28 protein-coding genes are annotated in these 25844 nt (G+C 51.7%); 16 read left to right on the top strand and 12 right to left on the bottom strand.

Going from position 1 to position 25844, the window contains the following annotated elements; all coding sequences use genetic code 11:
* Positions 1 to 94: 94 nt before the first annotated feature.
* From DEP07_RS20150 to DEP07_RS20140, 3 genes are read left to right on the top strand one after another with little or no spacing between them, the layout of a single operon-like run.
* Positions 95 to 892, top strand: a complete 798-nt coding sequence (locus DEP07_RS20150; RefSeq protein WP_173598663.1) for an NAD kinase — start codon at positions 95 to 97, stop codon at positions 890 to 892.
* Between the two features lie 20 nt (positions 893 to 912).
* Positions 913 to 1635, top strand: coding sequence for an MOSC domain-containing protein (locus DEP07_RS20145; RefSeq protein WP_122966236.1), 723 nt, complete (start codon positions 913 to 915; stop codon positions 1633 to 1635).
* 21 nt (positions 1636 to 1656) lie between these two features.
* A complete protein-coding gene (locus DEP07_RS20140; RefSeq protein ID WP_173597118.1) occupies positions 1657 to 2145 on the top strand; it encodes a YbaK/EbsC family protein in 489 nt (162 codons plus the stop codon).
* Between the two features lie 67 nt (positions 2146 to 2212).
* Here the strand turns inward: DEP07_RS20140 and DEP07_RS20135 are convergent, their stop codons facing one another.
* The 6 genes from DEP07_RS20135 to DEP07_RS20110 form a co-directional block, all read right to left on the bottom strand.
* Positions 2213 to 2728 carry a GNAT family N-acetyltransferase gene (locus tag DEP07_RS20135; RefSeq protein ID WP_242772614.1) on the bottom strand — a complete coding sequence of 172 codons (516 nt, stop codon included), beginning with the start codon at positions 2726 to 2728 and terminating at the stop codon, positions 2213 to 2215.
* Between the two features lie 42 nt (positions 2729 to 2770).
* The gene (locus DEP07_RS20130) at positions 2771 to 3505 is read right to left on the bottom strand and encodes an exonuclease domain-containing protein (protein ID WP_122966233.1); all 735 of its coding nucleotides are present in this window, start codon (positions 3503 to 3505) and stop codon (positions 2771 to 2773) included.
* Between the two features lie 13 nt (positions 3506 to 3518).
* Positions 3519 to 4502: a DUF294 nucleotidyltransferase-like domain-containing protein gene (locus tag DEP07_RS20125; protein ID WP_173597189.1), complete on the bottom strand. Its 984-nt coding sequence runs from the start codon at positions 4500 to 4502 to the stop codon at positions 3519 to 3521.
* 79 nt (positions 4503 to 4581) lie between these two features.
* Complete coding sequence (locus tag DEP07_RS20120; RefSeq protein WP_122966231.1) at positions 4582 to 5916, bottom strand: ammonium transporter; 1335 nt, start codon at positions 5914 to 5916, stop codon at positions 4582 to 4584.
* Positions 5917 to 6035: 119 nt separating this feature from the next.
* Complete coding sequence (locus tag DEP07_RS20115; protein ID WP_122966230.1) at positions 6036 to 7280, bottom strand: MFS transporter; 1245 nt, start codon at positions 7278 to 7280, stop codon at positions 6036 to 6038.
* A gap of 141 nt (positions 7281 to 7421) precedes the next feature.
* Positions 7422 to 7583 (bottom strand): hypothetical protein, encoded by a 162-nt coding sequence (locus tag DEP07_RS20110; RefSeq protein WP_167470374.1) that lies wholly within the window; start codon positions 7581 to 7583, stop codon positions 7422 to 7424.
* A gap of 157 nt (positions 7584 to 7740) precedes the next feature.
* Here DEP07_RS20110 and DEP07_RS20105 point away from each other — a divergent pair, with 157 nt between their 5' ends.
* On the top strand, positions 7741 to 8079 hold the full coding sequence (locus DEP07_RS20105) for a toprim domain-containing protein (protein ID WP_122966229.1): 339 nt from the start codon (positions 7741 to 7743) through the stop codon (positions 8077 to 8079).
* Between the two features lie 69 nt (positions 8080 to 8148).
* A complete protein-coding gene (locus DEP07_RS20100) occupies positions 8149 to 8367 on the top strand; it encodes a hypothetical protein (RefSeq protein ID WP_229049826.1) in 219 nt (72 codons plus the stop codon).
* A gap of 40 nt (positions 8368 to 8407) precedes the next feature.
* On the opposite strand, the gene DEP07_RS20095 is transcribed toward DEP07_RS20100, so the two are convergent.
* Positions 8408 to 9187, bottom strand: coding sequence for an undecaprenyl-diphosphate phosphatase (locus DEP07_RS20095; protein ID WP_063230485.1), 780 nt, complete (start codon positions 9185 to 9187; stop codon positions 8408 to 8410).
* A gap of 202 nt (positions 9188 to 9389) precedes the next feature.
* Here DEP07_RS20095 and DEP07_RS20090 point away from each other — a divergent pair, with 202 nt between their 5' ends.
* Both DEP07_RS20090 and DEP07_RS20085 read left to right on the top strand, forming a co-directional pair.
* Positions 9390 to 10304, top strand: a complete 915-nt coding sequence (locus DEP07_RS20090; RefSeq protein WP_287102933.1) for a CvfB family protein — start codon at positions 9390 to 9392, stop codon at positions 10302 to 10304.
* Between the two features lie 437 nt (positions 10305 to 10741).
* Positions 10742 to 11797 carry a tetraprenyl-beta-curcumene synthase family protein gene (locus tag DEP07_RS20085; protein ID WP_122966226.1) on the top strand — a complete coding sequence of 352 codons (1056 nt, stop codon included), beginning with the start codon at positions 10742 to 10744 and terminating at the stop codon, positions 11795 to 11797.
* Between the two features lie 11 nt (positions 11798 to 11808).
* Here DEP07_RS20085 and DEP07_RS20080 read toward each other — a convergent pair whose 3' ends face one another.
* Complete coding sequence (locus tag DEP07_RS20080; RefSeq protein WP_217022472.1) at positions 11809 to 11982, bottom strand: DUF5325 family protein; 174 nt, start codon at positions 11980 to 11982, stop codon at positions 11809 to 11811.
* Between the two features lie 118 nt (positions 11983 to 12100).
* Between DEP07_RS20080 and DEP07_RS20075 the strand changes: the two genes are divergently transcribed.
* On the top strand, positions 12101 to 12721 hold the full coding sequence (locus tag DEP07_RS20075) for a PilZ domain-containing protein (RefSeq protein ID WP_063230480.1): 621 nt from the start codon (positions 12101 to 12103) through the stop codon (positions 12719 to 12721).
* Between the two features lie 259 nt (positions 12722 to 12980).
* A complete protein-coding gene (locus DEP07_RS20070) occupies positions 12981 to 13190 on the top strand; it encodes a hypothetical protein (RefSeq protein WP_122966225.1) in 210 nt (69 codons plus the stop codon).
* 6 nt (positions 13191 to 13196) lie between these two features.
* Here DEP07_RS20070 and DEP07_RS20065 read toward each other — a convergent pair whose 3' ends face one another.
* From DEP07_RS20065 to DEP07_RS20055, 3 genes are read right to left on the bottom strand one after another with little or no spacing between them, the layout of a single operon-like run.
* The gene (locus DEP07_RS20065; protein ID WP_173597116.1) at positions 13197 to 14447 is read right to left on the bottom strand and encodes an MFS transporter; all 1251 of its coding nucleotides are present in this window, start codon (positions 14445 to 14447) and stop codon (positions 13197 to 13199) included.
* A gap of 59 nt (positions 14448 to 14506) precedes the next feature.
* Positions 14507 to 15652, bottom strand: coding sequence for a winged helix-turn-helix domain-containing protein (locus tag DEP07_RS20060; protein WP_287102932.1), 1146 nt, complete (start codon positions 15650 to 15652; stop codon positions 14507 to 14509).
* On the bottom strand, positions 15643 to 17379 hold the full coding sequence (locus DEP07_RS20055) for a sigma-54 interaction domain-containing protein (protein ID WP_173598658.1): 1737 nt from the start codon (positions 17377 to 17379) through the stop codon (positions 15643 to 15645). The genes DEP07_RS20060 and DEP07_RS20055 overlap by 10 nt, the downstream gene beginning before the upstream one ends.
* A 251-nt stretch (positions 17380 to 17630) precedes the next feature.
* Here DEP07_RS20055 and DEP07_RS20050 point away from each other — a divergent pair, with 251 nt between their 5' ends.
* Positions 17631 to 18551 carry a proline dehydrogenase family protein gene (locus DEP07_RS20050; protein ID WP_063230470.1) on the top strand — a complete coding sequence of 307 codons (921 nt, stop codon included), beginning with the start codon at positions 17631 to 17633 and terminating at the stop codon, positions 18549 to 18551.
* Between the two features lie 100 nt (positions 18552 to 18651).
* On the top strand, positions 18652 to 19581 hold the full coding sequence (locus tag DEP07_RS20045; protein ID WP_287102931.1) for a DNA-3-methyladenine glycosylase family protein: 930 nt from the start codon (positions 18652 to 18654) through the stop codon (positions 19579 to 19581).
* A 372-nt stretch (positions 19582 to 19953) separates the two neighbouring features.
* Here the strand turns inward: DEP07_RS20045 and DEP07_RS20040 are convergent, their stop codons facing one another.
* Complete coding sequence (locus DEP07_RS20040; protein WP_287102930.1) at positions 19954 to 20595, bottom strand: hypothetical protein; 642 nt, start codon at positions 20593 to 20595, stop codon at positions 19954 to 19956.
* A 349-nt stretch (positions 20596 to 20944) separates the two neighbouring features.
* Between DEP07_RS20040 and DEP07_RS27765 the strand changes: the two genes are divergently transcribed.
* The 5 genes from DEP07_RS27765 to DEP07_RS20020 all read left to right on the top strand — a co-directional run bounded on the left by DEP07_RS27765 (position 20945) and on the right by DEP07_RS20020 (position 25587).
* Positions 20945 to 21217: a DUF4046 domain-containing protein gene (locus tag DEP07_RS27765; protein WP_353772891.1), complete on the top strand. Its 273-nt coding sequence runs from the start codon at positions 20945 to 20947 to the stop codon at positions 21215 to 21217.
* A 117-nt stretch (positions 21218 to 21334) separates the two neighbouring features.
* Positions 21335 to 22690 (top strand): branched-chain amino acid transport system II carrier protein, encoded by a 1356-nt coding sequence (gene brnQ, locus DEP07_RS20035; RefSeq protein WP_217022469.1) that lies wholly within the window; start codon positions 21335 to 21337, stop codon positions 22688 to 22690.
* Between the two features lie 221 nt (positions 22691 to 22911).
* Positions 22912 to 23607, top strand: coding sequence for a response regulator transcription factor (locus DEP07_RS20030; RefSeq protein ID WP_063230467.1), 696 nt, complete (start codon positions 22912 to 22914; stop codon positions 23605 to 23607).
* Positions 23607 to 25067, top strand: a complete 1461-nt coding sequence (locus tag DEP07_RS20025; protein WP_173597112.1) for a sensor histidine kinase — start codon at positions 23607 to 23609, stop codon at positions 25065 to 25067. The genes DEP07_RS20030 and DEP07_RS20025 overlap by 1 nt, the downstream gene beginning before the upstream one ends.
* Before the next feature lie 145 nt (positions 25068 to 25212).
* Positions 25213 to 25587, top strand: a complete 375-nt coding sequence (locus tag DEP07_RS20020; protein WP_122966218.1) for a hypothetical protein — start codon at positions 25213 to 25215, stop codon at positions 25585 to 25587.
* The last annotated feature ends 257 nt before the right edge of the window (positions 25588 to 25844 follow it).

Genomic DNA, 25844 nt, shown 5'->3' with positions numbered 1-25844 from the left:
GTTTCCATGCATCTCCTTTTTTCATGTGGTATAGTGAGATCAACAAACAAGCGTACTTGACCGCTTCGAAGGATAAAAGTGAGGGCAGACCAGCATGAAGATTGCGACTGTACTGCGAAATGACGATTATACACGGGAAGTAGAGCATTTGCTGAAGGAAAAGCTGAAGGAGGCTGGCAGCTCGTATACTTTTGTGAATGGAACCGATGAAGAGCCGGATATGGTGCTCTCGATTGGCGGAGATGGAACACTGCTGGAAGCCGTTCACCAATACGGGATGGAGCCGGCTTACGTCGGGATTCATACAGGCCACCTCGGATTTTATGCGGACTGGCGGCCGGAGGAGCTGGATGAATTTGTTGACAGATTGTTGCATGCCCAGCCAGCGATTTCTGAATATCCGACCGTTCAATGCCGGATTGAAACCGCTGATGGCAAGCAATACGATAAATGGGCGCTGAATGAAGTTGTCTTGCGCAATGCGTCCTTGTCGACGCTGGTTGCTTGCGTCTACATTAACGGCGATGAGCTGGAGACGTTTCGCGGAGACGGCTTGATCGTCTCTTCGCCGTCAGGCAGCACGGCATACAACAAGGCTGTAGACGGGGCGATTGTGCATCCGTCGATTGAGGCCATTCAGCTTTCGGAGATCGCCTCGATCAACAACCAGGCATACCGGACGATCAACAGCTCGCTTGTTTTGCCCAAGCATCATGAAGTAGAGCTGATTGTCATGAACCCGGAGATCATGATCGGGCTGGATCGCGAGCAAGGCGTGTGGACAGGCGTTCGTTCCATTACTTGCCGCGTGGGCCAGGGCAAAGTGAAATTCGCGCGCTACAAGCGCCTGACCTTTTGGGGCAGGGTACGCAACTCGTTTATCAAAGGCTAGATAGAGAGGGAGAGGGTTGCATGAAAAAGGTAGGAGCATTGCAAAGCATCTATCGCCATCCTGTGAAGGCAATGCGCGGGGAACTACTTACATCAACCGAGATCGATGCTTTTGGGCTGTACGGGGATCGCGTGTATCGCTTTTGGGATGATACACGGCCCGGAAAATTTTTGGGCGCAGACAAAGTTCCAGCTCTTATTGGCTATTCTGCAACCATGGAGGCAAAACAGAGCGAGGAAGAGTATCCGCAGGTGCGAGTCGTAGCGAGCGACGGCAGCGTTCACGAGTGGGGGGAATCGCTTTTTTCCCATGTAGCGGACACCGCCAAACGGCCCGTTACGCCTTTGCGCAGCATTCCTTCGGAGGGCAAGCAGGACTGGGAAGAACATATTTTGCTGGTGACAGACGCTTCCTTGCGCGAGATTGCCCGCCAGATCGGCAGCGAATGGGTTGACCCGAGACGCTTTCGCGGCAATCTGATCGTTGTGCTGGATGACGACGAGCCGTTTGCAGAAGATAAATGGATAGGAAAAAAATTGAAAATCAACGATGTTACGCTGCAAGTAACGATGCATTGCGTGCGTTGTGTGTACGTAAACATTGACCCGGATACGCTGCAGAGGACCCCGGAAGTATTGAAGGCATGCGTGAAGCGCCACGACAATCACTTCGGAGTATACGCTTCCGTGGTGGAGACAGGCACGGTATCCTGCGGTGACGATGTGTACGTGCTGGAAGAGTAGTGTGCAAGGAGGAGAGCAGCTATGCAAGAGACAAGCCCCTTGGAGAGAGTTCGCGCATTTGTCAAACGGTACGATCCGCAGCTGGAGCCGATTGTGTATGAACAGCCTCTTCCTACATCGGAAGCGGCCGCAGCAGCGTTGGGCAGCGAGGTAGGACAAATCGCCAAGTCGATCCTGTTTCGCTCCGGCGACCAGTTTGCGCTTTTTGTCGCGGCAGGCGATGTCAAGATACACCCGAAGCAGGTGAAAGCTGCGCTCGGTTCGGGAAAAGCGAAAATGGCTTCCATGGAGGAAGTCGAAAAGGTGACGGGCTATCGTGTCGGGGCTGTCTGTCCCTTTGCGTTGGAGCAAGAAGTGCCTGTAATCGTGGACACTTCGCTGCGGCGCTTCCCTGTCGTCTATACCGCCGCTGGCATCGCCGAGTCGCTTTTGCCAGTCACGTATGAGGCGTTGCTGGCGATGACCAATGCCGTCGAAGCAGATGTGGCGCAGGCCCCGCAAGCTCCGTAGCCAGTAGCGTAGATAAGCGTGAAAAAAGGAAGCTCTCGCAAGCTTCCTTTTTCTTGTTTCGAGCCTGTTAACGACTGAGCGAGGAATGTTCTTGCCCAAGCAGCAGCTGGTAAAAATAAACGTCGTGCCACTCGCCGAATTTGAAGCCTACTTCTTGAAACCTTCCGGCGAGCGTGAAGCCGAATTTTTCATGCAGTTTGACGCTCGCTTCATTGCCGCCGACAATTCCGCTAATGACGGTATGGTAGCCCAGTTGTTCTGCTCGCTGCAAGATTTCACTCAGCAGGGCCGTTCCGATGCCGCGTCCCCGCTGTTCTGCATCGATGTAGACGGACAGCTCGACCGTTTTGTTGTAAGCGGGTTTTTCGCGAAAAGTGGAAAGGCAGCAGTAGCCGACGACTTCTTGTTCCCATTCGGCGACGATCAAAGGATGGTTTTTGTTGTGCTTGTGAAACCAGACTTCGCGCTGGGCAATGGTCTGTGGCTCCAAGTCGAATGTCGCGACCAGGTGAGTGATCGCATGATTGTAGATGCGCAGCATGGAAGGCAAATCGCCCAAAACAGCGTCTCTGATGTGCAACATGGGAACCGTCTCCTTTGAGATCCAAACGATAAAAGTCACATTCTAGCGCAAAGCTTCATATACCTCCCGGAGACTCGTGTATCCGGCTTTTTGTGCTTTTGTCAAATACGTCGCCCAGAGCGTCCCGCAAGCTACGGCGTCACAATAGGCATGGTGCCTGCGGGAGATCGGGATGTCGTGCAGGGCACAGAGGGCATCCAGCGATCCGTTGCCGATCGGGTTGCTCAACAGGCGAATGAGCAGCATCGTGTCCAGCATCCGGTGTGTCAACGGACGCCGACTCGTTTTCCACAGGGCCGACCGGAAAAATTCGCGTTCGTGGCGAGAGTGATGGGCGACGAGCGGACGATCTCCGACGAAGCGGAAAAACCGCGACAACGCCTCCAGAAGCTCGGGGGCGTCTGCGGTCATTTCGTCGGAGATTCCGGTCAGCGAGCTGACGTGCGGCGGGATCGTCCGCCCGGGATTGACGAGCGTGTAAAACGAATCTCCAAGCAGCAGCTTCTCGCCGCGCATGGCGACCGCGCCAATCGAGATGATCGCGTCTCCGTGGTCCGGGTAAAAGCCCGTCGTTTCCAGATCGACCACCACTACCTCCAAATCGGCAAGCGGTATGTTTTCGCTGGAATCGACACGCCTGGCTTCCTTGGAGATGGAGCGCAAGTACGCTTGATGCTGCTTGTCGTCCTCGCCAAGCCCCCACTTCCAGTCGCCCGGTACGCCTGTCATGCCGCGATTCATGTTCCACAGGCGGCCGATGAAATCCCATTTTGCCAAGCGCGTCTCCCCCCTATCCTTTGAAGCTGGACGGGAGTTTGGCCGTCATTTTTTGCAGGCGGATAGCCAGCTTCATCGCTTCGCGCATCGATACGGCTGAATCGGGGGAAAGCTTGCTCAGCTTGATGTAGCTGTTGCTCGTATACAGACCGTCCTCCCAATGGAGAAAGGCGATCAGGCGCAGTCCCTGGATCAGCCGAAAATGTGCCGCTACTTCGTCGCAAAAACTTTTGCTCCACACGCCTTTTTCCGCCAGTTGGCCCAGCCTCTCCAGCGTCGAGCTGGCGAAGATGCCGTGCGCCAGGGCGAAATGCCGCACGCAGTTGACGATCGGCAAATAGATGCCGTATTTGATGTTGACGGCTCCGCGAAAACGGCCAGTGACTTCAGGCAGGACGCGCCCGAACAGACCAAGCGGCACCCGGTAGTGCAACGTGTTGCTGACCAGCCGATCCAACAAAAACGTATTGCCAGCCAAAAGCTGCCTGAATCGATCCAATACCGGGGTGAAAATAGCGGATTCCCCGTACAGCACGCGCACGTCGCTTGCCAGAAGCAGATAGCGAGCATTTTCCCAGACGGGATGCGAGATCCAGCGGTCCAACTGGTCGACCCATTGAGCGACACTGCCGCGCCATCTGGGGGAAAGGCATGTTACGTTGCCCTGGCAAGGCGGATAGCCCGCTTCCTCCAAACCGGAGACGACAGCGGCTGCCAGCAGTTGAAAATAGCCGTGAACGGCCTCAATCTCTTGTTCGTCGAGGTGATCGGGAAGATCGTAGACAAGCCCGTTGTCCTGATCGCTGATGATGGCTTGCTCGAACCGCCCGCCGCTGCCGAATTGCAAAAAGGCAAACGGCACAGGCGGGGTGCCAAGCCCCCTTTTCGCCAAGGAATCGACAGCGAGCAGAACGCCTTGGCGAATCAGGTTGTCGTGAATCAAATTGACGACAATGGAAAAGGGAGCCATCTCGCCAGCCCGGTTCAAGTCGCGCATAGGAGACGGGTCCAACAATTCCTGCCGAATCAGCGCAAGCTCAGCAAATGAATTAACCTGTCTAATCCGCTCGATTTGCTCAGGTGAGAGTGTGAGAGGTGCTGCTTTGGTGGGATGCTGCCGGGCGCATGCGCTCAGGTTGCAGTAGTTCGGGATAACCGTATCCCCCGTGTTCGCTAAGGTCAAGACCAACCACCTCTTCTTCTTCTGTGACTCGAAGCCCGATTGTCGCTTTCAAAACAGACAAAATCACATAAGCTACCACAAAGACGTAAGCCATGGAACCGGCGAGGCCGAGCGCCTGTACGCCCAATTGGTGCAAGCCTCCGCCGTAAAACAGTCCGGCACCGCCGACGCCGACTTTTTCAGCAAGCTCCGGCGTCGCAAACAAACCAGTGGACAAAGTTCCCCAAATCCCTGCCACACCGTGAACGGAGAAGGCAAAGACCGGATCGTCAACGCCCAGGCGATCAAACCAGATGGATGTATAAAATGTAAGAATACCTGACACAGCTCCGATGACAACAGCAGCCCACGGGTCGACGAAGGCGCAAGAAGCCGTAATGGCGACGAGAGCAGCCAGCACGCCGTTCAGCATGCTCGGGATGTCGGCTTTGCCCATGACGATCCACGAGATGGCAAGCGCGGCTACTGCACCTGCGGCGGTAGCGAGATTGGTAGTGACGGCGATGTAACCGAAAAATCCGGAAGTGCTGCCCAGCGTGGAGCCGGCATTGAAGCCGAACCAGCCGATCCACAGAAACAGGACGCCGAGCACGGAGTAAACCTGGTTATGGCCGGGGATCAGATTGGAGCTGCCGTCGCGATTGTACTTGCCGATGCGCGGCTTCAACAGCACGGTAGCGACGAGCGCGACGATGGCTCCTTGCAGATGGACAACCGTCGAGCCAGCGAAGTCTTGCATCCCGAGCTGTGCGAGCCAGCCTCCGCCCCATACCCAGTGACCGACGACCGGATAGATGAGGACGGTAAACAAGACGCTGAAAATAAAGTAAACGGACAGCTTGGCTCGTTCGGCGAAACCGCCCCAGGCGATTGCCAGCGAAACCGCGGCGAAGGCTAGTTGAAACAGAAAGAGAATGGAAATGGGAACCGAAGCGGCGGAAAAAGCGGAGAAGGCGTCTTTTTGCAAGCCGTCGAAGAAGAAGCCCGTTAGACCGATAAAAGAATTGCCGTCTCCAAAAGTCAGGCCAAAGCCGAATGCCCAAAAAGCAAGGGAGCAAATGCCGAAGGTGAGGACGGTTTTGCCTGCCACATGGCCTGCGTTTTTCATCCGGGTCGAGCCAGCCTCAAGCAGGGCGAAACCTACCTGCATGAGAATGACGAGGATGGCTGAGATCATGACCCATGTGGCATCAATGGCGGACGAGAGTTCAGTGAGAGTCGGTTCCATTCATTCCACTCCTTTTTTGTGTTAGATAATCTAACATCATTTTTATTTATGTCAGATTATATGACGTGAAAATTGGAAATGCAATTGTTTTTTCACAAAGAAAAACACCAATCGCGCATTCATAGCGAAGCGGATTGGTGTTGCTCACGGGATGTTCGTTTGATGATGGCAAAGCCTGCAGCAGACATGACGACGAGGAACAGGCTGCTCGCGAAAAACAGTTGCTCAACGGGCCAGCTGCCAAGCCATATGGCCCCAAGACTGCTGGATAGCATGGAGAAAAAGGTAAAGAAAAGCATGTTGATCGAGAAAATTTTCCCTGTACTCGCTCCGGCCTTGACCTGAATGGCCGTGACGGTCGGGATGCCGATAAACGGTCCGCCGACCCCGGCTACTGCGGCTCCGAGAAAAGCGACCCAGTGCATCGCCCCGCCAGCGGCGAGCAGCATGAACCCGCCAGCTTGCAACGTCCAGCCGATCATGATGACAAGCAGGTACTTCGTGTAGTACGCACGGGACATGTAGAGGCTGCCGAGCAGATTGCCCACCCCGTAAAAGCCCATCAGCATCGCGAGCGTACTGCCGTTGCCTTGTTGCATGCGCTCGGCCAGAAAAGGAAAGCCGACGCTGTAGCAAACTTGCCAGACGAGAAAGCCCATGTTGCTAAACAGCAAAATCAGGAACAACATCCGGCTTTTTTTCAACTCTCGCACGCCTGTGGCAATATCGCGCACATACTGTCCGGGAGTCATTTTGGCAGCCGGACCGTTCCGCGTATCGGTCAAAGAGACGCGAATCGCATACAAGAAAACGACAGACAGCAAGTAGCTCGTAGCGTTGACAAAAAACAGAGCGGAAAGCGGAACGATGGAAGCGATAAGTCCGATTGTCATCGGCGCTGCGATCCGAACGGTGCGAAAAGTCGTGTCCAGGATGGCATTCGCGCGTCCAAGCTGTTCGAGTGACACGACGGTTTTCAGCGCGACAGTGCGGGCTGGTTGAAACAGGCTGGAGAACAAGCCGAGTAAAAATTGCGCGACCAGAAAAAAGGAAAACTGCTCGATGCCCATGGCGGCCATGATGCCAACTCCGATCGCCACAAAAATACGGGCGACGTCGGCCCCGACCATCAGCAGGCGCGGATTGTACCGATCAGCCAGCACGCCGCCGATCAGGTAAAAAAGCAGTCCGGCCACCATTTCCGGTATGGCCAGCAAGCTGAGCGCCGTCCCTGACTTGGTCGCTTGCAGCAAGTACCAGAGCAAAGCAAAACTGTAGCATTGGTCGCCGATGTTCGCAGTCAATTGCGCCAGCCACAGCTTCAAAAAAGACGGATTCTTCCATAATGATGCCGATGGGTCCACAAGTAATCGCTCCGTAATCAGAAAGTTTTGATCTTAGCGTAGCAAGGCGGAGCAGGAAAGTAAAGGAGCCAGCGGGTGTGCTTTTTTTGGCAAACGTGGACGCATGGAAAAACGGCTTCTGTGGAAGAAGCCGTTACACCGTTACCCTTGTGTGGTGTTGTCTTCGCGATTGTGCTGATTGTGTTGCTGGGAAGAGCCTTGGTTGCTTTCGGTATGCGTATCATCCGCCACCGTGCTGCTGGTCAGTCCGCTGACAGCCAATCCTTTTTGGTTCAAGTTTTTCGCGCTTTTGAATTTGGACATCGCGTGTTCCCCCTTTATAACGTGGCTTCTTTATTTACGATGTCTAGCTTGCGGCATAACTACTCGCCCCACATTTTCCCGCAGGGCGACTGTCTTTCCTAAAGGCGCAAGGTATACTATAGAAAGAAAATGCTTGAGTGATAAAGGAGGGGATGGCATGGGGAAGTGTGTCATCATCGTGGAGGGGAAGACAGACAAGGAGCGATTGCTTCGCGTACTGGCCGAGCCTGTGACCATCTTTTGCACGTTTGGCTCCTACAGTCAGGAGAAAGGCGAACAGCTTCTGGCCCAGGCAGAATCGGCGGAAGAAGTGTATTTGTTTACAGATGAAGATGACAGCGGAAAAAAATTGCGGGCGAGCTTATCCGAAGACTTCCCGCACGCCGGACATCTGCACACTCCGAAAATGTACCGGGAAGTGGCAGACACGCCACTTCCTGTTCTGGCGGAAATATTGGAACGGGCCGGATTTGCCGTGATCGTGCCGGCTCCTTGATCTGGTACAGAGATCAGGGGATAAAACCTCCCTCCATCGGCTATAACAGTAGTAAATGGATTGGTGGAGGTGCAAAGACACTTGCGCGGCTTGATGACGTTTTTGAACAGGATGAACATCCTGGTATGGCTTGTGGGTATTTTTATCGCTCATGCGCTGCTTTATCTCGCCTTGGGAACAGCTACGTGGCTGGCAACTTCCCTTTTGGCGACCGCTTTTTACGGGATTATTCTTTTGGTAGGCAAACTGATCGCCAGTCGTTATCCTGACAAGGAAGAGAGCAGATAAAAAGCCGGCTATGGCGCAGCCGGCTTTTTTCCTTTTGGCTTCACCAGCCGAGATATTGCATCGCCAAAATCAGTGCTCCCAGTACCCAGACGTAAACGGCAAAGCCTTTCATCGAGCCTGTGCTGATGATTTTCAGCATCCAGCGAATGGCGACGTACCCGGCTAGTCCGGCGCAGATTGTTCCGACGAGCATCGGGATCAGGAGGGCGGTATGGAGTGGCGCCGCCGCCAGCTTGGCTGTTTGCAGCACACATGCCCCGAGGATGGCTGGCAAGGAAATCAAAAAGGAAAAGCGGGCAGCGTCAGCCCGATCAATCCCGCGCATGAGCGCTCCGGCTATCGTCAGTCCGGAACGGGAGATGGCGGGAAGAATCGCCGCTCCTTGCAGAGTGCCGATGATCAGGGCATCCGCATAGCTGATGTCGTCGAACTTTCGCTGGCCGCGCCGCATGGACTCTACAGCCCAAAGAATCGCCCCTGTCGCGAGAAACTCCCAGCCGATGGTGATTCCGCTGCGGGAAATTTCTTCAAAATAGTCCTCGAACAACAGGCCAATCGCCGCAGTCGGGATCGTTCCGACCACGAGCAGCTTGGTCAGCTTGGACAACGGGTTCAAGACGATATAGCGGATTTGCGGCCAAAACACGATGACGACAGCGATCAGCGTGCCGAAATGGAGCATCGTGTCAAAAAGCAGCCCGACCTCCTGCATGCCAAACAGCTTTCGGAACAAGACGAGGTGGCCTGTGCTGGAGATCGGCAAAAATTCAGTCAAGCCTTGAACAATCCCGAGAAAAATATGTTCAAGAAGTACGAGCATGGATAGCGGTCACTCCTGTCTGTTGGCAAAATGAAACCGGGGTACAAGCCGGGTCTTACTGTCATATGTATGTTCGCGAAGACGAGACTTGCCTTTTTTTAGGCGGAAGCTTTGTTCTCGCGAGAAAAAAGTAGTGGTATTTTCCTGGCCGGGATGGGTATAGTTAGTGTGCATATAGGAAGAGAGTGAGGAAGAAAGAAGCATGTACAAAAAGACAAAACGCGAGCCGCAGAAGGTTGCTGCTGCTACTGGCAATTTGCAGGCGGGCATGACACTGGAAATGAAGGTGGCGCGAAAGACCGAGATCGGCTATTTCCTTCGCGCGGGCGACGACGAAGTTTTCCTGCACGAAAAGGAAGCGCACGAACGGTTGCATTTGGACGATGAGGTGGAAGTGTTTTTGTACCACGACCACGAGAATCGATTGGCCGCGACGATGGATATGCCGTATGTCGGCATGGGCGAGTATGGCTGGCTGGAAGTTGTGGACATTTCCCCGCGCATGGGAGTTTTCCTCGATAACGGGATCAAAAAAGATTTGCTTCTGTTCGTCGACGACCTGCCCAAGCTGAGCGATGAGTGGCCGCGCCCGCGGGATCAGATTCTCGTTACGTTGAAACAGGACAAGCTCGGACGTCTGCTGGCCAAGCCTGTGACAGAAAATGAAGTAACCAAAATTGCCGCCATGGCAGGAGCAGAGATGCTGAACAAGCAGGTGGAAGGCACGGTCTACAAAGTCATAGCGGCAGGCGCGTTTTTGCTGACGGAGGACGAGCATATTTTGTTCATTCACCGCGATGAGATGGTTGGCCGACTCCGTTTGGGCCAGACTGTGACCAGCCGCATCAGTTATGTGCGCGAAGACGGCAGGCTGAACGGTTCCATGAAGGAACGCAAAGAAGTGCAGTACGGCGAAGATGCCGACAAGCTGCTGCGCTATTTGATCAATCGGGACGGAGCCATGCCTTATACAGACAGTACCGAACCGGATATCATCCGCGAAAAGTTCCAGATGAGCAAATCCAGCTTCAAACGTGCGCTTGGCAAGCTCATGAAAGAGCGTCGGGTGGAACAAGTAGACGGGTGGACGAAAATCGTTCGTCACGAGGAAGATTAATAAAGCGAAACCCTCTCAGGTGCGCGCACTGCTTCAAGCCGAAGCCAAGCGCCAGAGAGGGTTTTTTGTTATTGTGGCGAGAGAATGGAAAGAATTGTAACACTTGACTAAAAAAACTGCAAATTCCCATTGAAAAATATAGTAAAATAGGAAAGGCAACGTAGGTGAGTGGAAGAGTAGGCAGGCGGATTGCCTGACGCAATTGTCTATCTATTTAGAAAAAGAGGGTCGCTCAAAGCGCTGTGCTTTTGTGCGTTAAGCTGCTGCATTGTCAGTTCGCGCTGTCATGCTTCCTCCGTTTGCTTTCAGACAAAAAAAGTTCATCCATTCCCTTCATAGAAAAGCAAAAAGAAGACGAGGATATGGCAAGGGTGACTTTTGGAGTGAGGATGCAAATGTGGTAAGATATTTCTATTGTTGTTTGGGGAGGGAAGCATGTGAGCGAACTACGCAATCCATGGCAGTTACTATACCGGGTCTATCGTCACGTTCAACCTGTTCTGGAGCGGGAGTTTGCGGCTTGGTACCGAAAAGCGCAGGCCATTCCGAATCCTGAGCTGGGAAAACAGGCGCAAGACAGCATGAACTCCAAAAAGTTTCACTGTCAGGGTGGATGTGTGTACGCCGCACAGGTCATTCCTTACGTGGAGACGATTGTGCCGTTGATCGTAGCTTATCAGACGATCAGCGACTACTTGGACAATTTGTGTGATCGAAGCACGTCACTAGACCCCGAGGACTTTCGTCAGCTGCATTATTCCATGCAGGATGCATTGACGCCTGGCGCGCCTCTGCGGGACTACTATTTATATCGGGAAGACAAGAATGATGGCGGCTTTTTGGCGGATTTGGTGCAAACCTGTCAACGTTATGCGGCCAAACTGCCTGCTTACAGCAAAATTCAATCCAAGGTACTGACCTTCTCCTGTCTGTACAGCGATTTGCAGGTGCACAAACATATCGCGCAGCATTTGCGTGAGAAAGCGTTGCTCGATTGGTGGGACGATCACAAGGAACGCTTCAGTTATTTGCAATGGCAAGAATTTGCGGCGGTCACTGGCTCGACGATCGGGATTTTCGCTTTGTTTTGCCTGGCGACAGATGAAAAGGTAAACGAGGAAACAATCGAGGCAGTCAGCGAAGCGTATTTTCCTTGGCTCTGCGGATTACATATTTTGCTTGATTACTTGATCGATCTGGAAGAAGACAGACTGGGCGGAGATTTGAATTTTGTCAGCTATTACGAATCCGAGCAGGTAGCGACGGAGCGCTTGCAGTTTTTCATAAAACAAGCAAAGGCAAGCGTTAAACGCTTGCCAAATCCTGCATTTCACCGTATGATCGTGGACGGGTTGGTCGCATTTTATCTGGCAGATCGCAAAGTAAACCGCAGCCAGCCACACATATATACCATCGCTAGACAGCTGCTGAAACAGGCAAAAGGACTGCCTTCTGTCCTGTTTTACGTGAACAGCCTGCTTGTACGGCGATAACGGAGAAGAGGTTAGCGCATATGCTTGCGCTTGTACGAAAAGCCAAATCCCATCAATGAGAAGGCAACAACGATACAACCAAGGATACCGAGGGGGCTTTTTTCCCCGATGGAAATGCCAACTCCGATGAGACAGGCGGTTACGCAAAATGCCAAAGTCAGTGTTACCATTTGATAACGATTCATCGGTTTGTAACCTCCTATCTGTCAATGTTCCCATTATACCTTATTTTCCGCGAAAAGCATCCAGGGAAAGATTCCGGAAAACCTAGTAAATTTTTGTACGAAGTGGTGGAGAACGTAGATGGAAAGCATTATACAAATTAGAAAAGGGAATCAATTGGTGGAAGGCCACGTGACATACGAAGAAGGAGATTTAATCGAAGCGGTCTTCCCCCAACACTTGGATGTGACGGTCGGTGATCAGATTCCATGTCTGTTGACCGCTGATTATGAAACCATCAGCAACTTTGAAGCAGTCGTCGTGGCGCGGGACAAAAATCGGCTGTTTTTGTTCCATTCGCCAACGGCCAGCGAGTTTCGCGAGCAACGCAGGCGCTATCCCCGCTTCGATATGGAAGTGAAGGGCTGGATTCAATATCCGACCCAAGAGCCGGATTCGTTTTTTTCCGTATACAGCCAAATGGTGTATTTGGTGAACCTGAGCCTGGGCGGACTGGCATTTCGGGCGGACAAACCTGTTCCCGTCGAGCAGGCGCTTGTCTTTTCCTTTGAGTTGTACGGGCGCAACAGACCGGATGGGGTCGTAATCTCCGAGTTGCAAATTATTCATGAGCGGATTGAAGCGCCGCATTATTTTTACGGCTGCACGATCAAAGGGATCAACGCGCGACATTTCCACAATTTGCGCAAATACATTTTGCACAGGCAGATTGAGGAGCGCCGAAAAGTGAAAATCGAATAACTCATTTCGTGAATTGGTCAGCGGGACCAATTTTTTTTTTGCAATTGACAACGGCTTCCCATTCGTTACTACCTCATTCCGATCCTGATCTTTCAGTCATTTGTTCACTCGGAAGTGTCAGTGCAATCGCTGGCTGTCATTGTTCTGCATTTTTTCATGACGACGCTGCTCGTATACGGGCTGTTGAGGCTGGTGGCCGGACGACTGGGCTGGCGGGATGACATGCTAAAATGGAATGTGCTCGCTGCTACTTTGGCGAATGTCGGTTACTTCGGTTTGGCTGGTCTTGCCTGTCCTGATCGCCTGGCCGCTCGCCATGTGGATGAGCGAGAATCCAGTAGAGAGAGCGGTGATGATCCTGATGTTCGGGATGCCGACCTCTTTGAACCTGTTGTTGCTGGCAAAGGATCAACGGCAAGATACGAACGGGTTTGCGATGATTATTTTGCTGACGACGGTCAGGGCCTAAACGAAGTTATCCCGCTTGTCGAGAAGAGGCAGGAGAAGAATTTGCTGCCCGATTTCCCCAAATCCAGCGTTGCAGCACAATGGCAATTCCCCCGACAGCTGCGACGAGCAAGCCTATCCATAAAAAGCTTTTCGCCGGACCGAGCCAGGTCATCAAACCGCCGCCCATGAGCGGTGCGACGATAAATGTCACGCTGGAAAGCGAATCAATAATGCCCCGTACGCGTCCGAGTGCGTGTATGGGCGTTTCTTTTTGAATGAGGTAGTTCAGCCCTACGGAAGTCAACCCTGTCCCGATGCCGGCGAGCAACGAAGCCAGCAGCAGCCAGTAGATGGCCGACCCTGGCTGGAAGAGGCCGATCCAGGAAAAGCAGATGCCAATCAGCAGAACGCCGCCGCCAAGCACCCAGCCGTACGAGCGAATCTGGCCCAGCCGATGCAGCCATGTGATCGTCAAAAGCGCACCGAGTCCGATGACACTGACCGAGTAGCCGACGATCTCCGGACGATTCGGCACCTTTTCGCGGAAGATGACAGGAAGCTGCGCGTCTGCCAATTGAATCGCCATCATGGCGAGCAGCGAAAAAAGCGCGCTTACGAGCAAGACCCGATTTTGCAAAAAGACAGCCCAGCCTTCCTGCCAGGCGACGCGAAGCGAAACGGCTTTTTCTCCCGAGTCCGAGGCGGATTTGGGAAGGCGTCTCTCCACATTGCGAATCGTCAGCATGAGCAAAGTAGAGACGACATAGCTCGCGGCGTTGATCATGAGACAAATCGCGGGTGTCAGGATCGCGGCGATCGTCCCGCCGATCAACGGCCCGATCAGCTTGGCGGTTTGATAAATGCCTCCGTTCAAGGAAGCTGCCCGCAGCAGATGTTCAGGAGAAACAATTTGCCGCGTCAATGTCTGGTGGGCAGGATCGTTGAAGACGGAAGCGCAGGAGCGCAGGGCGATGACGAGCAGAAACGACAGCGGGTCAGGCATGGCGAGCAAAAGCAAGGTGAGGCTGGCCTGAACCATGTTGGCCGTCATGATCATCCGGACTTTGTGCACCCGATCAGCCAGCACTCCAGCAAATTGTCCGAGCACAATACCGGGAGCAGCATACGCAATCGGCAAGAGAGCCATCGTCATCGGATCGGCCTCCCAGACGTAGCCCAAAAAAATGGCGACAGCAATAAAATCGAACCAGTCTCCCAGCGTGGAAAGACCGTACGCAGTAAGCAGTGTCCGAAACGCCTTGTTTTTCTGTAACAAAAAAATCCCTCCATCGCATCGTGCTGATTTGATGATAAAAGGGATTTGTCAGAGGATTATCAAAAGCGGACGGACAGTTTGTGGATGATCGACTTTTTCAACTGCTCGAATTGGTATTGCGAGGATAAATCGTCCCACATTTTCTGATAGCGGCTCTCCCATTTGGCATCGCAGGGGAAGCGGCGGAAAAACAGCAGAATGTTGTGTACGGCGTAAATCAGGTGCGGGACAAATTGGGTGGACCGGATGACTTCGACACCTTCATCGACCAGCCGCCTCGCTTGAGCTGTCTCTTGACGGTGATATTGGCAGAAGCCTTGCAGCACTTTGAAGCTGCCCAGTTCCCGTTGCATCGGAACCTTTTGCAAAATGACAGAAGCTCTCGCCAGCTTGCTCTCGGCTATCTCAACTGAATCGGACAAAAGCTCCATCCACGCTTCCTCAGCCAACAAAAAAAGCGTGAAGCTTTCCGAATCCATTTGTTCCACGATTTTTCGCGCGCGGACCGCCTGCTCTCTGGCAAGCTGTTCTTCACCCGCCCGGATGTAGAGGGCGACGGCGTTGATTTGTATTTCGTCGCGAAATATTTCCGGCATCTCCGCTTGTCTTTTCCCTACCTCCTGAAACACATGGATCGTTTTGCGCCCATCCATTTCCGTCATGTGGTAGAGGTGAAACAAATAAAACAGCTTTTCGCTCATCGGTGAATCCGTGTCCTCGATAAACCAGGCAAAATCCCCGACGACAAAGCGGATGTACATGGCGTAAAAAGGGTCCAGCTGAAATCCGAGAATTTCTTGATTGGCTGCGAGAGTCTGTAGGGCTGCGCCCATCCCCATTCCATGGTAGGTGGACAGCATTTGCCGGATGTGATCGGAAAAATTTTCGTTCAAAGCATGGAGCTGGGGCGGCGGCTGATGCTGCTTCCATGTCAGGCGGTAGCCTACCCCTCGCACTGTGTCGATGGTGAATAGATGGGACCATTTTTGCAGCTTTTTGCGCAGCCGATAAATGTGGTCGTCAATCGTCCGGTCTGTCGGATTTTCCAGCGGCCATACGGCGTCGAGCAAATTTTCCCGGCTGAAGGTCCGGTTTTTCCAGCTGTACATGTATTTCAGCAAGGTGTATTCTTTTGGCAAAAGAACAACGCTTTCCCCGCCGTAACGAACTGCAAGCTGGTCATCCTGCCATGAGATCAATTCCATCTGAACGACTCCTCATCAAGACCGTATTTCTTCATCTTATTGTAAAGGGTGCCCCGTGAGATGCCGAGCAGCTCGGCTGCCGCCTTTTTGTTTCCGTACGTGCGTTCCAGAGCCGCGATCACGCGCTCTTTTTCCGTCTGTCCGGGGGGATGATGCATCGCCAACGGATTTGCCGGGACGTGCACAGGACGCGTTGCTGCCGGGGCGCTGTACGTACTGTTTATGGACGCAAAAGCAGCGGGAGGAATCTCTTCATGCTGGGAGCGAATCGCGCTTGGCAAATGCTCCGGGGAGATGACGCCGTTTTCTTGCAGGATCGACAGACGTTCAATGACATTCCGCAACTGCCGAATATTGCCTGGCCAGCTATAGTCGAACAAAGCCTGCATCACCTCTGACGCGATGCGCGGCACGGCTTGCTCATGCACGACAGAATACTCGTGGATGAAGATTTGGACAAGCTCCGGCAAATCTTCGCGTCTGGCGCGCAGCGGGGGAATTTCCAGCGAAAAGACGTTGAGCCGATAATACAAGTCTTCGCGAAAACGGCCGTCTGACACCATCTGTTCCAGTTGGCGGTTGGTTGCTGCTACGATGCGGGTGTTGACGGTGATCGGCTCGGTTCCCCCTACGCGGTAAAATTGCCGCTCTTGCAGGGCGCGGAGCAGCTTGACTTGCAGCTCCAGCGGAAGCTCCCCGATTTCGTCGAGGAAAAGCGTGCCGCCATGGGCCAGCTCCAGCTTGCCTGGCTTGCCTTTTTTCTCCGCTCCGGTAAAAGCGCCCCCCTGGTAGCCGAACAGCTCGCTTTCAAACAGCGCTGCCGGAATCGCTCCGCAGTTGATGGCGACAAAAGGCTTCTCCCGCCGTCTGCTGGCTTGGTGAATCGCTTTGGCAAACAGCTCTTTGCCCACGCCGCTTTCGCCGTAAATCAGCACGGTGGCGTCGGTTTGGGCGACCTTTTTCGCAGAGCTGATGGCGGCCTGAATGGAAGCGGAATGCCCTTTAATCACGTAAAAAGGATCATCCGCCGCCTGAAATCGGCTCATTTCCTGCTGCAAGTTGTGCAGGTGGGCGGTCGTGTGCGCCAGCTCCTCATTCAGCCGGACAAGCTCGGTAATATCCTGTTCAATTGAGATCGCCCCGATGATCTGCCCATCCTGGCGAATCGGTGCGGCATTGATCAGGACGTGGCTGTCCGGGCGAGGAATATGGTACACCCGTTGAACAGACGTGCCCTGGCGCAAGGCGTCCAAAAGGCGGATGGACTCGCTGGCAAAGTGCTCGTCAAGCGAGGTGCCAAGCACTTGATCCCGGTCGATCTCGTAAATGGTTTCAGCGGCCCGGTTCCAATACTGGACGATATTGTTGGAGTCGACGATCGTAATGGCTTCGCTCATCGTGTCCATCAAGGTGCTGAGCAGGACAGACTGGTTTTGCGTCAAATTGACAAAGGCGGCCAGCAATTGATTCGGCAAAACAATGCCTGTTGCCCGTCGTTCCCTATCGACCGTGACCAATGTGGGCGTGGGAGTAGTGGCGAGTGCCAGGCGGATATGTTCCAGACACTGGGCAAGCGTCGCGGTCGCGGGAACACAAATCACCGCTACATCACGCTCGCCGTCGCGCCATACACCCTCCTTTTCGCCTTCGCGTATTTTAATATCAAGAGGATTGACTGGAATTGCCAAGTCCGAGACAACACTATCCAGTGAGAATAGAGGTTTCAAATCGTCACTTCCTATCCACACTAACAGGTAAAAGGGACTGGTCATCTGCTTAGCCCTTACCCGTCAGTAATTGTAACTAATCAGAAGTGTACAAGAATAGACACGAAATGTACATATGTGTTGAAGTGTATGTACAGCAGTCGTGCTCCATCATGATTGGCAAAGTCAAGATATCACGGAACCAGGCTGTGTTGGCACGGTTTATGCTAGTACAAATGATGCAGAGTACGTTGAGGAGGAGACAGTCAACGATGGAACAAGCTATGAAGGATTTTTTCTTATTCTTATCCAAAAATAAAGCGATGAATGCGGCTGCGAAAAAATGGGGTCTGCGCTTCGGGGCCAGCCGTTTTGTATCCGGTGTCACGATTGCAGAAGCAATCGCTGCTGTACGCAAGTTGAACCAGCAAGGTCTTGTTTGCACACTCGACCACTTGGGTGAATTTGTTTTCAGCCTGGAAGAAGCAAACGAGTCAGCTGACTACTGCATCAAAACATTGGAAGCGATTCACCAATCCGGTGTCGATTGCAACCTGTCGCTGAAAATGACTTCGCTCGGTCTGGATATCAGCCGCGAGCTGTGCATGACAAACATGAGACGCATCCTCGATGCAGCGAAGAAAAACGGCAACTTGTTCGTGCGGATCGACATGGAAGATTACGCACACAACCATGTGACGATGGAAATCCTGAATGAGCTGCTGGAAGAATACGACAATGTCGGAACGGTTATTCAAGCTTACCTGTACAAGGCTTCCGATGATATCGACAGCCTGAAAGACAAAAAGGTGAACTTCCGTCTGGTAAAAGGCGCTTACAAAGAGTCCGCGGAAGTCGCTTACCCGAACAAGCCGGATGTAGATGAGAACTACAAAAAAATCATCAAGCAACACCTGCTGAATGGCGGATATGCTGCCGTAGCCACACATGACGACAACATTATCGCTTATGTCAAACAACTGGAAAAAGAATACAACATTCCGCGTACACAGTTTGAGTTCCAAATGCTGTACGGTATCCGCACGCAATCCCAGATCGATCTGGCTCGCGAAGGCTACAAAATGCGCGTATACGTGCCATACGGAAATGACTGGTACGGCTACTTCATGCGTCGTCTGGCAGAAAGCCCGGCAAACGTGAAGTTCGTGCTCAAAGGAATGTTCTCGAAGTAAACCGCATACAACGCGTGAACCACACCCCTGGAGCTTTTCAGGGGTGTTTTGTGTTAGGATGGAGCCAAGAATCTGCCTTTGAGTGAAAGGGGTTATTTTCGTGCACGCATTCCAGATCCCGCTTATGCCTCCGTACTCCTTCGAACGACTTTTTCAACGGCTGCAAACTCATCCTGATCCCCAACTGGAAGTACAAGCAGAAAACAATCTGCTCAGGCGCGTTTTTCGGGTCGGGTCACGCCCGGTTTTGACCAGCTTGCAATTTGTGGGAAGTATCGATCAGCCGGTCTTGCAGGTCGGGACGACTTCGGCTTTGTCAGCAGAGGAACGAGACGAGCTGGTGCGCACGATCCGTCACGTTTTTTGCGCTGACCTCGACCTTTTGCCGATTTATGAACAAATGCAGGAAGAAGCTGAACTGGCTGTTTTGGTCAAACGGTTTCGCGGCCTGCGCTTGATGCACGACTCCGATCTGTTCCAGTCGATGGTCAAAACGATTATCGGTCAACAAATCAATCTGACCTTCGCGGCGAATTTGACGCAACGGTTGCTGGCATTGGCAGGCGATGAGGTCGTGGACGAGCGCGGGGTGAAGTTTCTCGCTTTTCCTACCGCGGAAGCAGTCGCCAGGCTCGCTGTGGAAGATTTGCGTCCCTTGCAGTTCAGCCAGCGCAAAGCGGAGTATATCATCGACTACGCGCGTGCGATTGTCGATGGAACCGTGGAGCTGGAGCGGCTGTGGGCGATGGAAGACGAGGAAGTTGTGGCTCATCTGACTGCCTTGCGCGGAATTGGCCGCTGGACAGTGGAGTGTCTCTTGATGTTCGGAATGGGCCGTCCCAATTTGCTGCCCGCCGCCGATATCGGACTGCGCAATGGGATTTCGCTTGTATATAAACTAGATACAAAGCCGGATGAGAAAGAAATTCGCCGCATGGGAGAACGCTGGGAACCGTGGCGAAGCATATATTCTCTATACATTTGGGAAGCGGTAGGCGCCGTCAAGCGCAAAGAGGCTGTTGACAGGTAGTGGATATTTTAAGTCTATGAGTGATGCGCAATGCATGGAAGAATGGGATTGGCTTTACTCTCGATATACGACATAGAAAGTAACGGACTCCAGGTAGTAGGAAGAGTGAAAGCATATTAAAATAAGTAGCCTTAGTCTTGTTAACAGGACTAAGGCTACTTATTTATTTCTTATGGCTATCTTTACTTTGTGCGTTATTTCTTTTCTTGGAGGTTCTCGTGAAAAAATCCATTAATACAATCAAAACTACTATAAAAATTGACTGCATTAGAGGTTTAACATAGCTGGATTGATCGTATATAAAGTAAGCTAATATCAAGTTGAGTATGAAGGTAATAAAGTATCCAAAGGTTTTAATTATCTCACCTCATCTCAGAACCAAGGGTCTATAATGGTAGATTTTCTCACATCTACTTCAAGATTGCCACCACTATAATTTGAGTTTTTGGTAACCCTTATTTCTTTTTTGATTTCATAGTCTCCAATGAAGTTTCCATTCATATCGAATTTACCTGCTGATAATTCTCTGTAATAGTATTTAATAGAAAAATACAAGTTTTCTGTGTCAGTGGCTACGAAATAGTAGACACCGAATCCACCAACTGCAGCTACACCAACTCTACGTGGATCTGGTAATCCCCCATTTTTTGCCCATTCGACCACGGCTGCTCCCAACGCTGTTTTTACTGCCGCTCTGAATTTCTTCGAAGTATTAATGTCATTTGTTTTCATGTGTACATATGCAGTAGGATACGAAGCAGCGGCTTTCATAAGGCTTGAATTAAACTCTGAAACAAGTAGCTGGTTAACTTTAGAAATAGCTTCAGGCGCTGTGTTCACTAACTTCACATTGCCTTTTTCCACAGTGAAATCAATGTTGTTCTTTTTCAAGATGCTAACAATTCTTTCGTTGACCACAGGGGTTTTTTCATCGACTGCTGCGGCAGCACCGAGAGGAACACTGAAAACTACCAACAGACAAATGCTAAACAATAGAGCATACAACCTTTTCATCATTCAACCCCCTGCTGGTATATTTCTAACAGTATTTATTATAATAGGTAATTTCAGGAAAATAAAGAACTGACAGGAAATAGTTTTCGACAAACCTTTTTAACTGTGATTTAATTTTAATATATAGAATATTTCAAAAATTACACTTATACCATTCAAGCCTGAACGGGTTTTCTTGAACAACAAATAGGAATGGGATGTTTAAGGGTTTCAGACTTTTATTTGCCAATCACAATAACCTTCTCTCTGAAGTTAATGAGAAGTGATAGTAAATCTTTTAAAAAGACATATTATACAAAATGTCGCAAGAAACATAGGGATAGAAATCTATTCGTGATAAAAGGGTGAGTTGAATTTGAATATAATAGACCTATACAATAGAAAGCTAAATAATCCAAATATCAGATTTAAAAAAGGCATTTGGGATCCCGCAGATGGCGGATATGAGAATTTCAAGCGATTGCTAAGATATATTGTCTTAGAAAAGCGACAATGGTCGAGAGATGAATTACTGATAAATGTTTCAGATGAATTTCTGCGCGAAAGCAAATTATATGCTGGAATGGAGAGGATGTTTCAGTATCGAATAGAAGATACCATTATTAGCTCCTGGGAGGAATAGTTGTCACCTTTGACGAAAAATTCTTTACTTTTCAACAAATTACAGTTGATAAATGAAGAAAAATTAAGTTATACTAATAAAAATTTTATAAAAACCAACAATATGGTGGGGAGTAACATGAGAGATTTAACAAAGAGAGAAACCATTACTGTAGGACTTATGCTGTTTGCTTTGTTTTTTGGAGCCGGAAACATGATTTTCCCGCCAGCGCTTGGACAGGCAGCGGGTGAAAATGTATGGATTGCCATGCTCGGCTTTATTGTCACCGGAGTGGGCTTGCCGCTCCTCGGGGTGATCGCCGTAGGATTGGGCGGCGGCAATCTGCAAGCGTTGGCAGGGAGAGTTCATCCTCTGTTTGCAACCGTCTTTACGTTTATTGTGTATTTGTCGATCGGGCCATTCATGGCTATCCCGCGAACAGGTACGGTTACTTACGAAATGGGCGTTCTGCCGTTTTTGTCTGAATCGGCAAAAGGAAGCCCGCTTCCGCTGCTTGTGACCACGATTGTTTATTTTGCGATCACGTTTTGGCTGGCATTGAATCCGAGCAAGCTTGTAGACCGAATTGGGAAAGTTCTGACTCCTGCTTTGCTGATCATTATTGGCATCATGTTTGTCAAATCGCTCCTTCAACCGATGGGCGAGGTAGGAGTGGCGACGGGAGATTACCAGCATACCGCCTTTTTCAAAGGGTTTGTCGAAGGCTATCTTACGCTGGATGCGTTGGCCGCGATGGTATTCGGTATCGTCGTCACTGCTGCGGTAAGGGAAAAGGGCATCACTGACCCGAAAAAGCTGACATGGTCGACGATCAAGGCGGCTGTCATTGCAGCGATCGGCTTGGGGCTTGTCTACCTGGCGCTGGGATACATGGGGGCGACCAGCTATTCATTGGGACAGTCCGATAATGGCGGACAAATTTTGACGGGCGCTGTCCAGCATCTGTTTGGTCCGCTCGGCAATCTGTTGCTCGGTGGCGCGGTATCACTCGCTTGCCTGACGACTTCTGTCGGGCTGGTGACGGCATGCAGCCGCTTTTTCTCCCAGCATATCCCGGGTGTTTCCTACAAGACAATGGCAATCATTTTGAGTGTGTTCAGCGCGGCTGTTGCTAATGTAGGGCTGACGCAGCTGATCGCGATATCCGTTCCGGTACTCATGGCGATTTATCCGCTGGCGATTGTCTTGATGCTCGTATCGTTTTTCCACAAATCATTCAAAGGCTACGCCGCTGTTTACCAGGGGGCGATTATTGCCACAACGGTGGTCAGTTTGTTGGATGGATTTGCGCAGGCTGGCATCAAGATCGCGGCGCTCGCGCCGATTTTGGAGCATTTGCCGCTGCACAAGGAAGGGATCGGCTGGCTGCTTCCTGCCATCGCCGGAGGGCTGATCGGCTATCTATGGGGCAGCTTGCGTCCCGGTCGCAAAGACGGACAAAAAGTGTTGGAGCAAAAACTGGGCAAGGTGTAGGCTTTGCTTTGCCGATCGATCAGATGAAGAAAAGACGACGCGCCGCCTTGCAAAAGGGTCTGGCGCGTTTTTTGTCGCTTGTTCACTTCCTGCTATTCCCGGACAGTTAGGACTTCTATCCGTCCACAACGAGGATGATCTGTGTTACCATGGGAAAAAGCTGTAGCGTCTGCAACGGCACTTTTTTCCTATGCCGTTCAAAGGAAAGGAGGTTGTTAGCCATGGCCCAAATGAAGGTCCTCGTAGCTGATGACGATCCAAATGTACGCGAAATCATTCGCCTTTATTTTGAAAAACAACAGTTCGAGCTTGTCGTCGCCAAGGATGGACGGGAAGCTCTTGCCCTTGTAGAGACGGAACAACCCGATGTTTTGATTCTGGATGTCATGATGCCGCAAATGGACGGTTTTGAGGCGTGTCGGGAAATTCGCAAAAAATGGGATACGCCGATTATTATGCTGACGGCAAAAGATGAGGAATTTGACCGTGTGCTCGGTCTGGAGCTGGGAGCGGACGACTATGTGACCAAGCCGTTCAGTCCGCGCGAACTGGTGGCGCGAATCAGGGCGATCATGCGCCGCCTGCAGCCAAAGCCGAAGGTCGAGGAGGATGCGCCGCGCATTTTCAGCTTTGAGCAGTTGACGATTGACCTGGACAAGCGGGAGGTCATCGTCGCGGGAGAAAAGGTCAGCTTTCGCCCGAAGGAATTTGATTTGCTCGTGCAGCTGGTCAAATCGCCAGGCAGCGTATGGTCGCGCGAGCAACTTCTCGAACAAGTGTGGGGCTTCGATTATTTCGGAGACGTCCGCACCATCGACGTTCATATCAAAAAGATCAGACAACGGCTGGAAAATCTCCCGTATGAGTGCATCCACACAGTCTGGGGGATCGGCTACAAGTTTGGGGTGGAGAGCTGATGCTGGGCACTTCCAAAAGCATTTTCCGCCGTCTGCTGTTCAGCTTTTTGGCTACTGTGCTTGTCGGACTGGGCATTTCCGGCATCCTGCTCTCCTTTTTTGCGAGGGAGTACATTTACAATTCCAAGGAAGAAGAATTGCTGCGGATGGCGAAAAAGGTCAACGTCGCGATTCACGACAGCAATCGGGTGAACAAGGAGTTGCTGGACAAGCTGGCGATGCTCGACGAATCGTTTGACACCCGGATATGGCTGTTCAACAAAGAGGGGAAAATTGTCGCGACTTCGATGAAGGACGAAGTTTTCACCGGAAAGTCGGTCGCTGTCTCCATCGCAGACAACGTGCTGAAAGGCAAAAATGCGGTCACGGAATTGAAAATCGAAGGACTGGAGGACCCGATGCTCTCAGTCTCTGTGCCGTGGGGCGAGGGGGAGCAGGTGTACGGGGGAATCATCCTGCATGCTCCAATCGAAGGGATCGAGAAAACGTTCGGGCAAATGCGCGAGTCGATTTTATGGGCTACGCTGTTCGGCGTTGTGCTGTCTACGGCGATGGTTTCCTACTTGTCCTGGTCGATTTCCCGCCCGTTGCGCACGATTGAGCGGACGGCTGCGGAGATCGGCAGGGGCAATTACGCAGAGCGCGTCCAGGTCGATACGCACGATGAAATCGGCGATTTGGCTCACACGATCAACACGATGGCGGAAAAGCTGGAAAAGGTCGAACAGGAGCGGCACCATCTGGAACAGGTGCGCAACGACTTTCTCGCCAATGTGTCGCATGAGCTGCGCACGCCGCTGACGGCGATGCAAGGATTTTTGGAGGCATTGCAGGACGGACTGGTAGAAGATGAGGAAGCGCGGCAAAAGTATTACGCCGTCATGTACTCGGAGACGATGCAGGTGAATCGTCTGGTCGACGACTTGATGGATTTGATGAAGCTGGAGAACAACGAGGTCAATCTCGCCAAGTTCCCGGTCGATGTGGCAGAGGTCATGAACCGCGTAGCTTTTTCATTCCGGCAAGAGGCGGAAGAAAAAGGGCTTCAACTGGTAGTCGAGGCCGAAGCGGAGCTGCCGCGCATCTACGCGGACAAGGATCGGGTCGCGCAAATTTTGAAGAACCTCGTGAAAAATGCGCTGAAATTCACTACGGCTGGCGAAATCCGGATGACCGCCGGGCTGCAGGAGCAATGGATGCGCATCCAGGTGCAGGATACGGGGATGGGGATTGCTGCGGACGATCTCGACCGGATTTGGGAGCGATTTTTCAAGGTGGATCGCGGTCGCTCCAAAAACAATAAAGGTACAGGGCTTGGACTTGCCATCGTCAAAGAGCTGGTAGAGCTGCACGATGGCGTGTGTCGCGTGGAAAGTGTGCCGGGGGAAGGCAGCACCTTTACTATTTTGTTGCCGATCATGCCGGTATCGCCCGTATCGCTCGTCAAACAGGGACCATGACGCTGCTTGCGGTCATGGTCATACTTTTTTCATAATTAGATCATGGTTTTTTCCTATTCTCCTTACAGAATGGTTATCTTTGCCCGTTACGATGTTCTTGTGACGGCGAGAAGGTCACGAAGCCAAGGATGAAAGGAGAATGAGCATGAATAAAAAATGGATTTCCATTGCAGCTGTCGCATTACTCCTGTCTGGAAGCCTGGTTGCCTGCTCCAGCACAACAGGGACGCCTGAACCAGCGACACAACAAGAAGGCACCAGTCAAACGACACCAGCTACAGGTGATGGACAATCGAGTGACAACTCGGTTTCGGAGGACAAATCGACGTCTGATGCATCGAGCAACAGCTCTGATGCGACAACAGGCGGCTCGGATAGCACAAGCACGTCATCTGACGCACCAGCGGCTGACAGCAACAGCTCAGACAGCAAGTCTGACGCAGGCGCTGCTGGAACGACAGGAACGGAAAACAGCGGATCAGCCGATCAGTCTACATCAACTGATACGAGCAAGCAGTAACGATTCGATTCGCCAACTGGAATCACGTTTGTAATGTTTGTTGAAACTCCTCTACTTCCCTCCCGTTTTATATAAATGGTTGACGGCTCCGTGCTGTCCCGGCTGTCGAGAAAGTCTCGGCAGCTATTTTTTTTGCTGTGGCATCTGATCTGGCTGAACGGGAATCATCCGGCGGAGAAAGAGCGTCCAGCATGGGTCACTATAGCGCACGCGTAAAGGGCTACTCCATCAAAAGTGGAGTAACCCTTTTTTCTGCA

The sequence above is a fragment of the Brevibacillus sp. genome (genome assembly GCF_003521185.1).
Classification (GTDB): Bacteria; Bacillota; Bacilli; order Brevibacillales; family Brevibacillaceae; genus Brevibacillus; species Brevibacillus parabrevis.
The sequence above is the reverse complement of the archived record's forward strand: the minus strand, read 5'-3'. Positions and strand labels throughout refer to the sequence as shown.

Bases quoted from the DNA above. Each gene is read 5' to 3' on its own strand.
- DEP07_RS20150 (WP_173598663.1), top strand. From the start codon at position 95: ATGAAGATTGCGACTGTACTGCGAAATGACGATTATACACGGGAAGTA.
- DEP07_RS20145 (WP_122966236.1), top strand. From the start codon at position 913: ATGAAAAAGGTAGGAGCATTGCAAAGCATCTATCGCCATCCTGTGAAG.
- DEP07_RS20140 (WP_173597118.1), top strand. From the start codon at position 1,657: ATGCAAGAGACAAGCCCCTTGGAGAGAGTTCGCGCATTTGTCAAACGG.
- DEP07_RS20135 (WP_242772614.1), bottom strand. From the start codon at position 2,728: ATGTTGCACATCAGAGACGCTGTTTTGGGCGATTTGCCTTCCATGCTG.
- DEP07_RS20125 (WP_173597189.1), bottom strand. From the start codon at position 4,502: ATGCGCGACTTGAACCGGGCTGGCGAGATGGCTCCCTTTTCCATTGTC.
- DEP07_RS20120 (WP_122966231.1), bottom strand. From the start codon at position 5,916: ATGGAACCGACTCTCACTGAACTCTCGTCCGCCATTGATGCCACATGG.
- DEP07_RS20110 (WP_167470374.1), bottom strand. From the start codon at position 7,583: ATGTCCAAATTCAAAAGCGCGAAAAACTTGAACCAAAAAGGATTGGCT.
- DEP07_RS20105 (WP_122966229.1), top strand. From the start codon at position 7,741: ATGGGGAAGTGTGTCATCATCGTGGAGGGGAAGACAGACAAGGAGCGA.
- DEP07_RS20095 (WP_063230485.1), bottom strand. From the start codon at position 9,187: ATGCTCGTACTTCTTGAACATATTTTTCTCGGGATTGTTCAAGGCTTG.
- DEP07_RS20090 (WP_287102933.1), top strand. From the start codon at position 9,390: ATGTACAAAAAGACAAAACGCGAGCCGCAGAAGGTTGCTGCTGCTACT.
- DEP07_RS20080 (WP_217022472.1), bottom strand. From the start codon at position 11,982: ATGAATCGTTATCAAATGGTAACACTGACTTTGGCATTTTGCGTAACC.
- DEP07_RS20075 (WP_063230480.1), top strand. From the start codon at position 12,101: ATGGAAAGCATTATACAAATTAGAAAAGGGAATCAATTGGTGGAAGGC.
- DEP07_RS20070 (WP_122966225.1), top strand. From the start codon at position 12,981: ATGTCGGTTACTTCGGTTTGGCTGGTCTTGCCTGTCCTGATCGCCTGG.
- DEP07_RS20060 (WP_287102932.1), bottom strand. From the start codon at position 15,652: ATGGAATTGATCTCATGGCAGGATGACCAGCTTGCAGTTCGTTACGGC.
- DEP07_RS20050 (WP_063230470.1), top strand. From the start codon at position 17,631: ATGGAACAAGCTATGAAGGATTTTTTCTTATTCTTATCCAAAAATAAA.
- DEP07_RS20040 (WP_287102930.1), bottom strand. From the start codon at position 20,595: ATGAAAAGGTTGTATGCTCTATTGTTTAGCATTTGTCTGTTGGTAGTT.
- brnQ (WP_217022469.1), top strand. From the start codon at position 21,335: ATGAGAGATTTAACAAAGAGAGAAACCATTACTGTAGGACTTATGCTG.
- DEP07_RS20030 (WP_063230467.1), top strand. From the start codon at position 22,912: ATGGCCCAAATGAAGGTCCTCGTAGCTGATGACGATCCAAATGTACGC.
- DEP07_RS20025 (WP_173597112.1), top strand. From the start codon at position 23,607: ATGCTGGGCACTTCCAAAAGCATTTTCCGCCGTCTGCTGTTCAGCTTT.
- DEP07_RS20020 (WP_122966218.1), top strand. From the start codon at position 25,213: ATGAATAAAAAATGGATTTCCATTGCAGCTGTCGCATTACTCCTGTCT.